Below are 14,195 nucleotides of genomic sequence, written 5' to 3'. Positions count from 1 at the left end.
TTTAACCGCGCGGACATTTCCCGCTTTGCAGGCGCACGCACCATTGCCGCAGTGCACTCTCGTCGAGCGGACAGTCGACCGGATTGCGCGGCGTGGCATGGGTTCGCGCGCCGAGTTTCAGCGCGAAACTGTCCGGTAGTTCCAGACCGCAACGGGTTTCACGGATACCGCTGCCACGCGCGATCGGCGCATGCACGCCCGTATGGTCGTGCGACGTACCGTCGCATGTGAGCGTAGCCATGCGCTGTCCGCAAGGTTCAGCCGTGCGGGCCAACCAGCGCAGGCTGGGCGATGGGCGTAAGGGGAAAACGGACATGATCGCGTGCCGCGTTAGAAGCGGCCCTCAACGTTGTTCGGAATGCACACAACGATCATGATCGCGCACGCATTCACGACGAACCATCGGAATAGTTCGAAAGCCCTTGTTTTGAGCCGTTTTCCTGCGCCTGAAAAGTAAATACGGGACTGCTTATGACCGTCCTCAGCCTGCGGGATCGGGTGCGCAAATCCTGCGTGTCATGGTAGACTGCGCCGCGCAATCGCTCACACCAACATGAACCTACGCAAGCACATTCTGCTGACCGCATGGCTTGGCCTCGTCGCCATGTGGCTCATCGTGCTTGCGCCGCTCGCAAGTCAGCTGATTGCCGCGCATCACGCGCACGAACCCGACGCTGCGCTCTGCTCCGCGCTCCAGCCTCCTTCCGCGGCCCAGCATCTTTCGCATGACGATGCATTCGGCGCCTGCGGCTACTGCCATCTGCTCGAACATCACGTTGCGATGCCCGGCGTCGCAACGCCCGCGCCGCAACGCGCGCTCGTAGTGGCCGGCGATCGTATCGCCCCGCTCTCCACGCGTCATACGCCCTTCGGGGCCTTCCCCTCGGGCCGACCGCGCGCCCCTCCTGTCGTTTCCTGACTGTCGAAGTCAGTCACCGTCTGCTGCCGTCATCGGCTACACGTTCGCGTCTTCGTTCCGCATGATCGCTTGCGATCGCGCTCGTCTGCACCCTGAAGGGTTCGCGTGCGCGCTCGCCTGATCGAAGGCTGAAGGAATCAGCCCATCGGCGTCATGCGGGCGAAGACGCACACTGCACACGCGCCTGACCGTCATGCGTGTGCGTGCGGCCGCACGTCTATCGCTCTGGGGAAACCACATCATGTTCACGCCCGCCTCGCGCGGCGCGCGCTTGCGCTCGCACGTCCGTACCGGCCTCGCGCCGTTGTCGCTTTTTGCTCCTCTTGCGGCGGCTGCCGCGACGGCTTTCGCCACCGCATCGGTTCACGCGGCCGATGCCGATACGACTAGCGTCACCACACTGCCCACGTTGTCCGTAAGCGCCTCGAACAGCAGCGGGAATGGCGCGCCCACGCCCGCCGTCGACCCGAATCTGCCCGCCACGGTCGAAACCGTGACGCCCGCGCAATTCAACAACTGGAACGTCGTCAATACGGAAGACGTCCTCAAGTACATGCCGAATCTCGCGGTGCGCAAGCGCTTTGTGGGCGATCTCAATTCGATCATCGCCGTGCGCGGCACGAGCAATTCGCAAAGCGCGCGTGGTCTCGTGTATTCGGATGGCTTGCTGCTGTCGAATTTGCTCGGCAACAGTTATTCGTTTCCGCCGCGCTGGTCGATGGTGTTCCCCGACCAGATCCAGCAGGTGGACGTGATTTATGGCCCCTATTCGGCGCTCTATCCAGGCAACTCGCTTGGCGCGACGGTGCTCATCACAACGCGCATGCCTTCGACCTTCGAGGCCAATGCCGACGTGAAAGCGTTCACGCAGCATTTCAGTCTCTACGGCGTGAACCAGAACTTCAATGGCAGCGAAATGAGCGCGACGATGGGGGACCGTATCGGCAAGTTCTCCTGGCTGCTGGGCGTCAATCACCTGGAAAATACGAGCCAGCCGCTACAGTTCGCGACGCTCGCGCAATCGAGCACGCCAGCGAAGGCCGGCGATATTCCGGTGCGTGGCGCTTACACCTACAACAACCAGACCAACACGCCGACTGTCGTGCTCGGCGTGAATGGCGAAGGCATCGAGCACACGGTGCAGGATCAATTCAAGTTGCGCACGCAGTACGATTTCACGCCCACCGTGCAGGGCGGCTTTACGCTTGGCTACTGGCATCAGAGCTACGACAGCCAGACATCGACCTTTCTCTACGATGCGAACGGCAACCCCGTCTACAGCGGCAAGGTCAACATTGGCGGCTACGAATACACCATTCCCGCGGCAGCGATGGCCCCGAGCCGTGGCTGGAGCGAGAACTGGCTCTACGGCGTCAATCTGCACACGCATCAGGCCACGGGCTGGAATGCCGAGGCCATTGCTTCGTACTACGACGTGAGCAACAGCGTGGCGCGCACCGCGGGTTCGGGCGGCCCCGGCAATGGCGCCGGCACGATGACGCTTGGCGACGGCACCGGCTGGAAGACACTCGATCTCAAGACGACGTGGACGCCCGCGCGGCCCGACGCGGGCCTCGGCGCGCACTGGTTGACCTTCGGCTATCACTACGACAATTACAGCGTCGATAACCGCACCTATAACACGCTGGCGTGGCGCGATGGTCCCGCGGGCAGCTTCGCCAATGCCTTCGCGGGCAAAACCGAAACGCAAGGCTTCTACGCACAGGACGCCTGGCGTTTTCTGCCGCGCTGGAAGCTCGTCTATGGCGTGCGTTACGAGGACTGGCACGCGTATGACGGCTATCAGGCACTGGGGGCGTCGAGCGTGCCCTACGCGGGCAAGGGCGACCGGCATTTCTCGCCGAAGGCCTCGCTTTCCTTCGACGTCACCGACGATCTCACGCTGCGCGCGTCGGTTGCGCGCGCGTATCGCTTCCCGACCGTGGGCGAACTGTTCCAGGGGCAAATCAATGGCTCCTCGATCGTCAATAACAACCCCAATCTGAAACCCGAGGATGATCTCTCGAAGGAACTCTCGGCGGAATGGGCGCACTGGAATGGATTGTTCCGCTTCACGCTGTTTCAGGACGACGTCAAGAACACGATCTTCAGCCAGACCGATACCACGGTCATTCCAAACGTCACGAACTTCCAGAACATCGGCAAGGTGCGCTCGCGCGGCGCGGAAACGAGCTATCAAGGCCAGGACGTGATGCTGCATGGCCTCGACCTCGCGGCGAGCGTGGCGTACACGCAATCGAAGATTCTCGAGAACGCGCAGAACCCGGCGAGCGTCGGCAAGTACTTCTACCGGATTCCGCTTTGGCGCGCGAACGTGGTCGCGACATACCGTTTCGACGCACGTAGCGCGCTCACGCTCGCGGCGCGCTATTCGGGTCGCCAGTACAACACGCTCACCAACACCGACACGAATCCAAATGTGTTCGGCGGCACCAGCACCTATACGGTCGCCGACGTGAAGTTCACGTATCGACCCACGAAGAAAAGCCAGATTGGCGTGGGCGTGGATAACCTGTTCGACGCGCGCTACTACGTCTATCACCCCTATCCGGGCCGCACGTTCTATGTCGAGGCGAAGATCGGCATCTGATCGTTCGTACTCCATCGCATCCACTGCTGCGCGCGCGACACATGCCGCCGCGCCGTCATATCCGAAACAACAGGAGTCCCCGATGTCCGCTACGCTGCCCGCCTCCGGCACGCAAACCGCGCGCGCAACCGGCGCCGTCCATCCCGGCTATCGCACGCTTTGGCGCTGGCACTTCTATGCTGGTCTTTTCGTCATGCCGTTCCTTATCGTGCTGGCGATCACGGGCACGATCTACTGCTTTCAGCCGCAGATCGAGCCGCTGCTTTATCCGCATCGCCTCGTGGTGACGCCGATGGACACGCCGCGCCTGCCTGCCGACACCTTGCTCGCACGCGCGCAAGCTTCCCTGCCGCCCGATGCGAAGGCGATTCGCGCGCATATCGACGCGAACCCGGCTCGCAGCGCGGAATTCGTCTTCGCGCTGGCGAACGGCAGCAAGGAAAGCGTCTATTTGAATCCCTATAGCGGCGATGTGCTCGGCACGCTCGATGTAGATGGGCGCTTCATGCAGGTGGATCGCATGCTTCATCGCAAACTGCTGCTCGGCAAGTCCGGCGAATTGCTGATGGAATTGGCCTCCTGCTGGACGCTGGTGATGATCGGCACGGGCGTCGCGCTCTGGTGGCCGCGTTCCACGTCCGGCAGCAAAGGTTCGAAGTTGCGTGCCGCGATCTGGCCGCGCCTCTCAACGAAGGGCAGACCTCTCTGGAAGAGCTTGCATAGCGTGATCGGCATCTGGCTTGCCGTGGGCGCGCTCGCATTCGTGTTGAGCGGCCTGCCCTGGACGGGATCGTGGGGCAAGCAATTCAAGGAGTTGGCGACGCGCATGAGCGTGGGTGCGCCGCGTGGCGCATGGGGCGGCGGGTTGCCGCTCAAATCGACGCTGCCGGGCGCGCAACAAGCCGCGAACACTGCCGCGCCCCAGATGGATCATTCGGAGCACGCGGGCCACGACATGGCGTCGATGCCCGGCATGGTGATGGACGATCTGCCTCTGCCCAACGTGCCGTGGGCCGTAGGCGCGATGCACGTTCCGCAATCGCCCGACGCCACCGCACCGAAACCCGCGCGCTGGACGCTCGATCAGATCGTCGCGCAAATGGCAGCGCTTGGTGTCGCTAGCGGCTATGACATCGCCCTGCCCGCGAGCGCCACCGGCGTCTATACGATGTCGTATTTCCCGCCGGATCCGCAACAGGAACGCACGGTGTATATCGATCAGTACAACGGGCGTGTGCTCAAGGACATCCGCTACGCCGACTACGGCGCGGTTTCCCAGGTGATCTCGTATGGGACCTCGCTGCACATGGGGCGCTATTTCGGGCTGGCGAACCAGTTGATCTGCGCGGCGATCTCGCTTGGCCTCGCGGCGCTCGCGGTCACGGGTTTCGTGATGTGGTGGCTGCGCCGTCCGACGCGCAAACTTGGGGCGCCATCGCGCGAGCGTGCCGCACCGCCGATGCGGGCATGGAAAACGGGGCTGGCCGTACTCGCCGTGATTTTCCCGCTGATGGGCGCGACGATTCTCGCCGTTTTGCTGCTCGATCGACTGATTTTCAGTGGTTCACGGGATCTTTCGCTATCCTGACAATAGATTGACGTTCAGGGCATTCGCGTCAGTAATCTGTGGACACAATTACTCGTGAACCCGACCCCGCTGCGCATTGCCAAAGGAGTATCGAGGGGAGACAACCGTGATCCGTTTCGTCTGCGCAATCGGGGCGGCCGCCGCACTAGCAGGCTGTGCCGTCGCCCCTTACCCCGGTTATCCGGGCTATTACGACGCCAGTTATGGCTATGGCTACCCATACGCTTACGGCTATCCGTACGGGTATGGCTATTACCCCGGCTACTACTACGGCCCCAGTTTCGGCTTCGCATACTGGGGCGGCGGTGGATGCTGCTGGCGTCGCGGCGGGTATGGGTGGCATGGTGGTGGCCACGGCGGCGGCTGGCATGGCGGTGGCGGAACGTGGGTCAGCGGCGGCGGCCACATGGGCGGCGGTCACGGGCACTAGGCCCGTGCGCGCGCCTGCGTGACTGCGCTTATCCAGTCGATCAAACCCGCCCGTTCACGGCGATCGCCGCGCCCGTCACCGCGCGCGCGTCCGACGAAATCAGGAACGCGATCACCGCTGCGATCTCTTCACCCTGCACCCAGCGCGTGAAATCGGCATCGGGCATGTCGGCACGATTTTGCGGCGTGTCGATGATGCTCGGCAGGATCGCATTGACCGTCACGCCCTTGTCCTTGAGTTCTTCGGCCAGCGCCTCGGTCAGGCGCGCCACGCCCGCCTTCGACGCCGAATAGGCGCCCATCCCCAGTCCCGCCTTTTGCCCCGCGCCTGCGCCGATATTGACGATGCGGCCCGCGCCGCGCGCCACCAGTTGCGGCAGCGCGGCCTTCGAGGCGTTCAGCGCCGTCTTCACGTTCAGATCGAACATCAAATCCCAGGTGCTCGCATCGCCGTCCGCGATGGTTTCCCAGCGGAACGCGCCCGCGATATTGACGAGCGCGTCGAGCAGCCCGCCCAGCGCCTCGCCGGCATGCGCCAGCGCCTTGCGCGCGGCCTCGGCGTCCACCAGATCGACGCCGCCCAGGCACACCGCGTCCTTGAGCGCTGTGGGCAAGGCGTCGCCGCCGGGCGCCGCGCCGCGTCCGATCAGCGCCACGCGTGCGCCGCGCGCCACGAGAAATTGCGCCGTCGCCAAACCAAGGCTGCCAAAGCCGCCGGTGATCGCCACCGTTTTGCCGTTCACTGAGTTATCCATCTTGATTGCCTGCTTATCTACGAGAGAGTCGTCCGGGTTCGAACGAGGGATTCGAAAACGCTGCGGTGGCTCGTGGCCGCCGCGAGGCGCCACGTTAACCGAGCGCGCCGTTTGCAGCAACCAGGCGCATGCCATCTTTCACGCCTCTGTGCGCACCGTCGCGAGGCTGCGCTTGCGCAGGTCCTCGGTGGTCTCGCCGTGTCCGTCGGGGTTCCAGCCCGGGGGCAGGATCACATGGCGCACGGCCGTCCATACGCTGGGCGCAGCCACGATATCGCGCACCAGGCTCACCCAGTGCTCGAATTCGACGACCAGCGGATTACGCGAACGCGTGGGCGTGACGAGGCCATAGCGGCAAGGTTCATCGGCGCGCTCGGCCACATAGGTGCCGAACAGGCGATCGAACACAACCAGCACACCGCCATAGTTCGCGTCGAGGTAATCGACATTCGACGCATGATGCACGCGATGCGCGGACGGCGTATTGAACACGTACTCAAGCCAGCCGAGTTTGGGGATCCACGTGTTGTGCAGCCAGAACTGATAAAGCAGGTTGAACGAGAGGATCGCGAGCACGACTTCGGGGCGCACGCCGAGCCAGACGAGCGGCGTGAAGAACATCGCCGTGCCGGTGAGCTTGCCAGTCCAGCCAAGCCGATACGCCGACGACAACGTGAGCTGGTTAGGCGAATGATGGACCGCGTGGGTGGCCCAGAAAAAACGGATGCGGTGCGAGGCGCGGTGATACCAGTAGTAGCAGAACTCCTGGCCGATAAAGACCAGCAAGGCCAGCGTGAGATTGTCGATCGACAGCGTGAAAAGGCGATGCTGCCACGCGAAATGGAAAACGGGTGCAGCGAGCGAAATGGGCAGGAACGCGAGCAGTTTTCGTCCGACGAGATCGACTAGCGAGAGCCAGACCTCGGACCAGTCGAATGCGGCCTCGCCGGTGCGCCGCTTTCTGAAGGTGAGCCAGGCCGCCTCGATCAGCGAGGCGACGACGATAAAAAGCGTGACGTAGTACGCGAGTTTTCCAGTGGTGAGCATGATGAAAAGGCGCCGTGCGTAGTGTGAAAGACAACGCGTCGTACGCATGAAGTTGCGCTTGTCGCGTCGGATGAACGGCACTGTAGAGGCGCGGCGCGCGCAATTCCACGCGCAAATTATGTCGCCGTGTGTCACGCGCGACAGGGCGTCGCGAAGCACCCGCAGCCCCCAGCCCATGCGCACGGGCGAGGCGCCCGGAAGCTGCGTCACGGTGTAACACCGCGACATGGTTTTGCACGCGACGTGAAGCGGGCCCGGTCCTATAGTTCGTTCCGCTGACACGCCAGATGCGTGCCCCGAAACGAACCGCCCCACTCGCAAGGACCTCTGATGAAACCGCTCACCCTCGTCGCCGCCACGCTCATCGCTCTCGCCAGCGCCCCCGCCTTTGCAGGCTGGGCCGGCCACGGCACGGCCTATACGCCGCACGGCACCTATAACGGCGCGCATGCGGGTTCGTGCGGCGGCGGCAGCTGCACGCATGCGGGCGGCGTGGCCGGCCCGTGGGGCGGCGTCGCGACCAACACGGGCACGGTCACACGCACCGCACCGGGACAGTTCTCGAACAGCGGTACGGCGGTCGGCCCGAACGGGCGTTCGGTTCAGCACTCGGGCGACACGAGCTGCGCGAGCGGCACCTGCTCGCACACCGGCACGATGACGGGCGAGGACGGCCGCAGCGCATCGACCTCGGGCAGCGTGACGCGCAACGCGCCGGGCCAGTATTCGTCGACGGGCACCGTCACGGCCGCCAACGGCAATAGCGTGAGCCACAACGCTTCGACGAACTGCGCAGGATCGACCTGTTCGCGCTCCGGCACGGTCACGGGAACGGACGGCGGCACGTACACGCACTCGGGTAGCGCCACCCGGGTCGCGCCGGGCGTCGTGACGACCTCGGGCGGCAGCACGGTCGTGCACGGCACGACCGTGGTGGCAGGCGGTACAACGGGGGGCACGACGGTGGTGGCCGGCGGCAGCACGGTGGCCGTAGGCGCCACGGTAGCGGTCGTGCCAGCTCCCGCTCCCGCACCGGTGGTCGTCACGCCGCCCCCGCCGCCGCCGGCCAACGCGACGGTGTACGTCGCGCCCGCACCGAAGCCCGTTTATGTCGCGCCTCCGCCGCCGAAAACCGTCTACGTCGCGCCGCCGGCTCCGAAGGTCGTGTATGTCGCCCCGCCGCCGCCCAAGGTTGTCTATGTCGCCCGCCCGCTGCCGCGTGCCGTTTATGTCGCGCCGCGCCCCGTCTACGTGGCACCTGCACCGCGCCCCGCAATCTGGGTCCCGGGCCATTGGGCTGGCGCCTTCTGGGTGCCCGCGCACTGGGCCTGAAATCGGTGCCTGAAATTACCCCACGCATTTAAAGCAGCTTTTAAAACCTGTTCGATTCATTTCCCCTACCCGGCCGACCGACTGTGTCGGCCACCCTACGGAGCACACCATGAAGAAGATGATCGTCCCCCTGATTTTGTGTATCGTTTCAGCAGCGGCTTCGGCGCAGGGCTTACCGCCCGCCAACGGCGGCGCGCCGACGATGGCCGCCGCGCCCGCCACGAACGAGCGGATGGCGCGTGCGCTATCGCAATTGCAGACCCGCTTCGCGCAGGCGAACACGACCCACGACGGCAAGCTCACGCGCGAACAGGCGCAGGCCGGCATGCCGCGAGTCGCGCAGCACTTCGACGCCATCGACACGCAACACGCCGGTTATGTCACGCTCGCGCAGATCGAGGACTTCATGCGCCAGCAAGCCGCCGCGGGCCGATGATCGCGGCACGCAGCCCTACAACAGCGGATGAAAACGCGCCCGCGCGCGCGCCATCCGCATCGACTACCGCCGGAGGCGGCCCATGGAGCAGGCGAACCGCATCATCGTGCTGGACGACGAAGCCGAGTTACGCAACATGCTGCAACGCTTCCTGAGCGGACATGGTTTCGAGGTGCGCGCCGTCGCGGACGGCAAGCGCCTCGACCGCATGCTGCAGCGCGAGCCCTACGATCTGCTGGTGCTCGACCTGATGATGGAACCGGAGGACGGACTGAGCGTGTGCCGCCGGTTACGCGCCGAAGGCCACACCTTGCCCATCCTCATGCTGACGGCCAAGGGCGACGCCGCGGACAAGGTGATCGGCCTCGAAACCGGCGCCGACGATTACCTCGCCAAACCCTTCCTGCCCGACGAACTGGTCGCGCGCGTCAAGGCCTTGCTGCGCCGCCAGAAGATGGCGTCGGGCGAGCCCAGCGTGACCTCGCAGCGGCTGCGTTTCGGCGATTTCGTTTTCGATGTCGGCCAGCAGACGCTCATGCGCGACGGCGTGCCCATCGACGTGCATTCCGCGCAGATGTTGCTGCTGCACGCGCTAGGCTCCTCGCCGAACCGCGCCGTGAGCCGCGAAAACCTGCTCGCCCGCGCGCGCGGGCGCGACCACAGCGCGCTCGATCGCAGCGTCGACGTGCAGATCCTGCGGCTGCGCCAGATCGTCGAGGATGACCCGGCCAAGCCGCGCTTCATCAAGACCGTCTGGGGCATTGGCTACATGCTGGTGGCTGGGGTCGATTCCTGATGGCGACGGCACCCGCGAGTCCTCCCCCTTCCGCGAGGCGCTGGCTGCCGCGCTCGCTGCTCTCGCGCAATATCGCGCTGCTGGTGGTGCTCGTCGCGCTCACTCAGATCTGTTCGCTGAGCGCGCTGCTGCATTTCGTGCAGCGTCCGCGCATCGACCGCGCATCGATTATCTTTTCGGACTACGTGAAAGTGCTCGACGACATGCTCGTGTCGATGCCGCCCGCCGAAAGCCGCGCCGCCGCCGCGCGCCTGAACGCGCAGAACGAAGTGCCGGCATCGAGCGTGGTCGCGCCCGCCATGAATCCGCTGCGCTTTTTCCGTACGTGGCAGCGCGATGTCTTTCTGGAAGCGCTGCGCCGCCATTTGCCCGCCGACATGCCGGTGCGCTGGGAAATCGCCGACGACGACCACGAGGAAGAGGCACGCCTGTGGATTCGCGTGCACGCGGCGGGCGAGCCCGTCTGGATCGCCCTGCCGATGACCGCCGACGCTCAGGCGAGCGGCATCACCACGGCTATCGTGCTGTCGATCGGCCTCGCGCTGCTGGCGGCGCTCACGGGCTGGCTCATCCAGTTGCACCTGAACCGCCCGCTCGACGAGCTTGCGCATGCGGCACGCGGCCTGAGCGCGGGCGAAACACCCGCACCGCTGCCTACCAACGGGCCGACCGAAATCGCCCAGGTGAGCCAAGCCTTCAACCAGATGACCGAGGCGCTGCGCCAGGCCGAAGCCACCCGCGCGCTGATGCTCGCGGGCGTTTCGCACGACATCCGCACGCCGCTCACGAAGTTGCGTCTGGCGATTGCGATGGCGTTGCCGCGCGGCACCAACGACAGCCTCGTGGCTTCCGCCGAGGGCTATCTGGACACCATCGACACGATTCTTCAGCAGTTCATGGACTACGCGGGCAGCGGCGAGCGCGAAACGCCACAGCAGGGCGATCTCAACGCGCTTGCGGGCCAGCTTGTCGCCGATTTCGCGGGGCTCGGGCACGAATTCGATTTCGAGGAAGGTGCGTTGCCGGTGTTCGCGTTTCGACCGGTGGCCGTTATGCGACTACTGATGAACCTCATGCAGAACGCGGTCGTCTATGGCCGCAGCGGGCTGCTGGTGCGCACGTGGCAAGCGAACGGCTTTGCCTGCGTGGCCGTGTGCGATCGCGGCAACGGCATTCGCGCCGAAGAACTGGAGCGCCTCAAATCGCCGTTCAGCCGCGGCAGCAATGCGCGCGGGCATTCGGGCGGCACGGGTTTGGGGCTGGCAATCGTCGAACGAATCGCGCGGCAACAAGGAGGTTCGCTTACCTTTATCGACCGTGAAGGCGGCGGCCTCGAAGCCATCGTGACGCTCTCACTCAATCCTGCCCCGATTGCGGGTGCGCCCAGTCAGGCCGCCGCGCGTCCGTGACATAGATCGACATACTTTGCGCGTGGCATAAGCGCGCACTTCCACCCATACTTGCGCCTGTGCTGAGGGACGCACGCAGCCGAAAGGCCGAGCGCCCTGCCAGCGTTAATCAACCCGCTTCGATAGTTCGGCATCCTGATTGATGCGTGCGTGTCGAAGACAGTTCAGGCGATACGACATGACCACCCTCTTCCACGCTTTCATCAACAAGACGAAGCGCATCGCTGGCGCGGCTCTGCTCGCCGGTTCGCTGTTCACCTCGGGCTGCGCCTCGGCCGCTAGCGCGTTGCAATCCGCCGGCCCGCTGCCGCAGGTGCATGCCGAGGTGATCTACGTCTCGGCGTTCGAAATCTCGCCCGATGTCGTGAAACTCGACAGCGGCATGGCGCAGAAGATCAAGGCGATGGCGAGCGGCGAATCGTCGGCGCAACAGCAGCAACAAGCGGCGCTCGCGGCGCGCGAAAAGCTCGCCAACGACATCGTCGCGCAGCTTCAAAAGCAAGGCTTGCCCGCGATGCGCGTGGACGGCCCCGTGCCTGCCGGACGCGATGCGATCGTGGTAGAAGGCCGCATCGATACGATCGACGCAGGCAGCCGTCGTCGTCGCCTGCTGATCGGCCTCGGCGCGGGCAAGAGCGAAGTGGGCGCGACCATCGCCGTGTCGTACCTGCCGGCCAACGGCGCGCCGCAAGCCCTCGCCACCTTCCAGGCGAACGCCGATAGCGGCCATATGCCCGGCGTCGCCGAAACGGCGGGCGTGGGCGCAGCGGCAGGCCACGTGGCGATGTCGGCGGCGGCCGGTGCGGGCGTGCATGGCGCCTCGGAAGCGAAGCACGACACGATTTCCGCCGACGCGGGCAAGCTCGCCAAGTCGATTGCCAAACAGCTTGCGCAGGCCGCCACGCAAAATGGCTGGGTGCCGGTAAGCAAGGCGGGCTGAATCCGGCGAGCGTTGCTTGCTGGTAAAACGGCGGTGCATCTATATGCACCGCCGTTTTTTATTTACTGCGTGCCTTCACGATAATGCGCGAATTTCGACGTTTGTCCGATGCCGGGATTAAAGCAGTTGCACGGATCGAGTGTCTCGTAGAAGGTCTTCAGCGCGGGCTTCGCATGATAGAGATGGCCGACGTTGTGTTCGGCCGGATATTCAGCGCCGCGCGCGTCCAGCAGCTTCCACATTTCGTGCTCCAGCGCCAGACAGTCGTTGCCCTTGCGCACGATGTAGTCCTGATGAAACACGTGGCAGAGAAAGTGCCCGTAATAAAGCTTGATGGCGATGGGACGCTCGACCGCTTCGGGCAGCATTTCGAACCATTCGCGATCATTGCGCCGCAAAGCGATATCGAGCGCGACGATATCTTCCACTTCGTCGCCATGCACGGCGCGATAACGCACGGCCGCGCCTGCCGCCGCGAAGCGGTGCAAGAACGCTTTCGTGCCTTCCTCGGCGGTGCATTCGAAGAAGTCTCCGCCCGCCTGCGCGAAATAGCGCTTGAGAAAGTCGCGCGTTTCGTCCACGGTATCGGCGCTGACCTTGAGCATCAGATGATGTTCGTATCGCTCGCGATAATCCTTCAAGCGCGAGGGCAGATGGCTCGGAAACAGACGGCTCACCGCCTGCATCACGCGGTCGGTCAGATGGGCGGGCAGGAAAGAAAAGCGCTCGAAAAAGGCGTCGAAACGGCTCTTGAGCGCGAACAGCCCCGGCAGACGCTGCGTGCCCAGATGCTGGATCATCAGGAACATGTCCTTGCCATAGCGCTCGGCGATATCGAATGCGTCTCGATGCAGGTATTCCCCCGCAATCGGCAGGCTAGACAGTTCGCTCAGTAGATGTCGGCGCACGTCGGTGAGTTCGGAGGTCGCGTTGGTGCCGATATAGAATACCTTCGCGCCCTGCTCGATGGGAAAGGTATCGAGCCGCACCGCGAATACCATCACCTTGCCCGCCGATCCCGATGCTTCGTGCAGACGCAGCGGATCAGCGTTGTAGCGCGCGGGCGTGGCGGCGTCCACGTCGCGCACGTGCTCTGCGTAATGGCGATCCGAGGCCGCGCCGGCGTCGTGGCGGATATCGGCTGCGGGCAGTTCGCCGCGATCGAGTCGCGCGAGAATCTGTTCGGGCGTGTCGCCCAGACGAATCCCAAGATGATTGACGAGACTGAGTTGACCTTGCGCATCGACCTGCGCGTAGACCGTCATCTCCGTGTAGGCGGGCCCGCGCCGCACCAGTGCGCCGCCCGAGTTATTGCAGATGCCGCCCACCACCGACGCGCCGATGCACGACGAGCCAATCACCGAATGCGGCTCGCGGCCGAGCGGTTTGAGCGTCTGCTCCAGTTGATCGAGCGTGGCGCCGGGCAGGCAGACCACCTGCTTGCCCTCGTCGATCACATAGACCGTGCGCATACGCGTCATGCTCACGATCACCACGTCGCGGTCGTAGTCGTCGCCGTCGGGCGTGGAGCCGCCGGTCAATCCCGTGTTCGAAGCCTGCGAAATGACGATGGCATTCGCGGCCACGCAGGCTTGCAGCACCTGCCATTGCTCGACCAGCGAGCCGGGCCGCACGACCGCGGCCACTTTGCCTTCGCCGAAGCGAAATCCCTTGCGGTAACGGCGCGTGGCCTCGTCGCCGGTAAGCACATAGCGATGGCCGACGATGGCTTGCAGCGAGGTGACGAGCGGCGCTCGCCCTTCGCGCCGCGCCGTGCTGGACGAAACGGGGCGTTGGGGGACGGTGGACATGCGGACGGCTCCTGAGGCAATGCGGTGCGAATCCGATCAGGATAATTTGTCGCACCCCTCCAGGTCCAATATCGCGTTCGCGACGATCAAGACGAAAAAGATATGGATCGCGGCAAGCCCTC

13 protein-coding genes are annotated in these 14,195 nt (G+C 64.6%); 9 read left to right on the top strand and 4 right to left on the bottom strand.

Annotation, left to right across the window (positions count from 1 at the left end):
- Position 1: 1 nt before the first annotated feature.
- Positions 2-241, bottom strand: a complete 240-nt coding sequence (locus U5782_RS01115; RefSeq protein ID WP_322042023.1) for a hypothetical protein — start codon at positions 239-241, stop codon at positions 2-4.
- A 312-nt stretch (positions 242-553) separates the two neighbouring features.
- On the opposite strand from U5782_RS01115, the gene U5782_RS01110 reads away from it, so the two are divergent.
- The 4 genes from U5782_RS01110 to U5782_RS01095 all read left to right on the top strand — a co-directional run bounded on the left by U5782_RS01110 (position 554) and on the right by U5782_RS01095 (position 5,548).
- The gene (locus tag U5782_RS01110) at positions 554-919 is read left to right on the top strand and encodes a DUF2946 domain-containing protein (RefSeq protein WP_322042022.1); all 366 of its coding nucleotides are present in this window, start codon (positions 554-556) and stop codon (positions 917-919) included.
- A 241-nt stretch (positions 920-1,160) separates the two neighbouring features.
- Positions 1,161-3,530, top strand: coding sequence for a TonB-dependent receptor (locus U5782_RS01105; protein ID WP_322042021.1), 2,370 nt, complete (start codon positions 1,161-1,163; stop codon positions 3,528-3,530).
- Positions 3,531-3,612: 82 nt separating this feature from the next.
- Complete coding sequence (locus U5782_RS01100) at positions 3,613-5,118, top strand: PepSY domain-containing protein (RefSeq protein WP_322042020.1); 1,506 nt, start codon at positions 3,613-3,615, stop codon at positions 5,116-5,118.
- Positions 5,119-5,224: 106 nt separating this feature from the next.
- Positions 5,225-5,548 carry a hypothetical protein gene (locus U5782_RS01095; RefSeq protein ID WP_322042019.1) on the top strand — a complete coding sequence of 108 codons (324 nt, stop codon included), beginning with the start codon at positions 5,225-5,227 and terminating at the stop codon, positions 5,546-5,548.
- Positions 5,549-5,588: 40 nt separating this feature from the next.
- Here U5782_RS01095 and U5782_RS01090 read toward each other — a convergent pair whose 3' ends face one another.
- A complete protein-coding gene (locus U5782_RS01090; protein WP_322042018.1) occupies positions 5,589-6,302 on the bottom strand; it encodes an SDR family NAD(P)-dependent oxidoreductase in 714 nt (237 codons plus the stop codon).
- Positions 6,303-6,440: 138 nt separating this feature from the next.
- Positions 6,441-7,349 (bottom strand): sterol desaturase family protein, encoded by a 909-nt coding sequence (locus U5782_RS01085; RefSeq protein WP_322042017.1) that lies wholly within the window; start codon positions 7,347-7,349, stop codon positions 6,441-6,443.
- A gap of 330 nt (positions 7,350-7,679) precedes the next feature.
- On the opposite strand from U5782_RS01085, the gene U5782_RS01080 reads away from it, so the two are divergent.
- The 5 genes from U5782_RS01080 (at position 7,680) to U5782_RS01060 (ending at position 12,262) form a co-directional block, all read left to right on the top strand.
- On the top strand, positions 7,680-8,681 hold the full coding sequence (locus tag U5782_RS01080; protein ID WP_322042016.1) for a hypothetical protein: 1,002 nt from the start codon (positions 7,680-7,682) through the stop codon (positions 8,679-8,681).
- A 109-nt stretch (positions 8,682-8,790) separates the two neighbouring features.
- Positions 8,791-9,117, top strand: coding sequence for an EF-hand domain-containing protein (locus U5782_RS01075; protein ID WP_322042015.1), 327 nt, complete (start codon positions 8,791-8,793; stop codon positions 9,115-9,117).
- 82 nt (positions 9,118-9,199) lie between these two features.
- Complete coding sequence (locus tag U5782_RS01070) at positions 9,200-9,913, top strand: response regulator (RefSeq protein WP_322042014.1); 714 nt, start codon at positions 9,200-9,202, stop codon at positions 9,911-9,913.
- Positions 9,913-11,322, top strand: coding sequence for an ATP-binding protein (locus U5782_RS01065; RefSeq protein ID WP_322042013.1), 1,410 nt, complete (start codon positions 9,913-9,915; stop codon positions 11,320-11,322). The genes U5782_RS01070 and U5782_RS01065 overlap by 1 nt, the downstream gene beginning before the upstream one ends.
- A 178-nt stretch (positions 11,323-11,500) precedes the next feature.
- A complete protein-coding gene (locus tag U5782_RS01060; protein WP_322042012.1) occupies positions 11,501-12,262 on the top strand; it encodes a DUF4410 domain-containing protein in 762 nt (253 codons plus the stop codon).
- Positions 12,263-12,324: 62 nt separating this feature from the next.
- Here U5782_RS01060 and dld read toward each other — a convergent pair whose 3' ends face one another.
- The gene (gene dld / locus U5782_RS01055; protein ID WP_322042011.1) at positions 12,325-14,073 is read right to left on the bottom strand and encodes a D-lactate dehydrogenase; all 1,749 of its coding nucleotides are present in this window, start codon (positions 14,071-14,073) and stop codon (positions 12,325-12,327) included.
- Positions 14,074-14,195: the final 122 nt, after the last annotated feature.

It is taken from the genome of Paraburkholderia sp. J67 (genome assembly GCF_905220265.1).
Taxonomy (GTDB): domain Bacteria; phylum Pseudomonadota; class Gammaproteobacteria; order Burkholderiales; family Burkholderiaceae; genus Paraburkholderia.
This window is presented reverse-complemented; position numbering and strand designations above follow the sequence as displayed.

Excerpts from the sequence above, each read along its gene's own strand:
- U5782_RS01115 (WP_322042023.1), bottom strand. The coding sequence starts at position 241 with ATGGCTACGCTCACATGCGACGGTACGTCGCACGACCATACGGGCGTG.
- U5782_RS01110 (WP_322042022.1), top strand. The coding sequence starts at position 554 with ATGAACCTACGCAAGCACATTCTGCTGACCGCATGGCTTGGCCTCGTC.
- U5782_RS01105 (WP_322042021.1), top strand. The coding sequence starts at position 1,161 with ATGTTCACGCCCGCCTCGCGCGGCGCGCGCTTGCGCTCGCACGTCCGT.
- U5782_RS01100 (WP_322042020.1), top strand. The coding sequence starts at position 3,613 with ATGTCCGCTACGCTGCCCGCCTCCGGCACGCAAACCGCGCGCGCAACC.
- U5782_RS01090 (WP_322042018.1), bottom strand. The coding sequence starts at position 6,302 with ATGGATAACTCAGTGAACGGCAAAACGGTGGCGATCACCGGCGGCTTT.
- U5782_RS01085 (WP_322042017.1), bottom strand. The coding sequence starts at position 7,349 with ATGCTCACCACTGGAAAACTCGCGTACTACGTCACGCTTTTTATCGTC.
- U5782_RS01080 (WP_322042016.1), top strand. The coding sequence starts at position 7,680 with ATGAAACCGCTCACCCTCGTCGCCGCCACGCTCATCGCTCTCGCCAGC.
- U5782_RS01075 (WP_322042015.1), top strand. The coding sequence starts at position 8,791 with ATGAAGAAGATGATCGTCCCCCTGATTTTGTGTATCGTTTCAGCAGCG.
- U5782_RS01070 (WP_322042014.1), top strand. The coding sequence starts at position 9,200 with ATGGAGCAGGCGAACCGCATCATCGTGCTGGACGACGAAGCCGAGTTA.
- U5782_RS01065 (WP_322042013.1), top strand. The coding sequence starts at position 9,913 with ATGGCGACGGCACCCGCGAGTCCTCCCCCTTCCGCGAGGCGCTGGCTG.
- U5782_RS01060 (WP_322042012.1), top strand. The coding sequence starts at position 11,501 with ATGACCACCCTCTTCCACGCTTTCATCAACAAGACGAAGCGCATCGCT.
- dld (WP_322042011.1), bottom strand. The coding sequence starts at position 14,073 with ATGTCCACCGTCCCCCAACGCCCCGTTTCGTCCAGCACGGCGCGGCGC.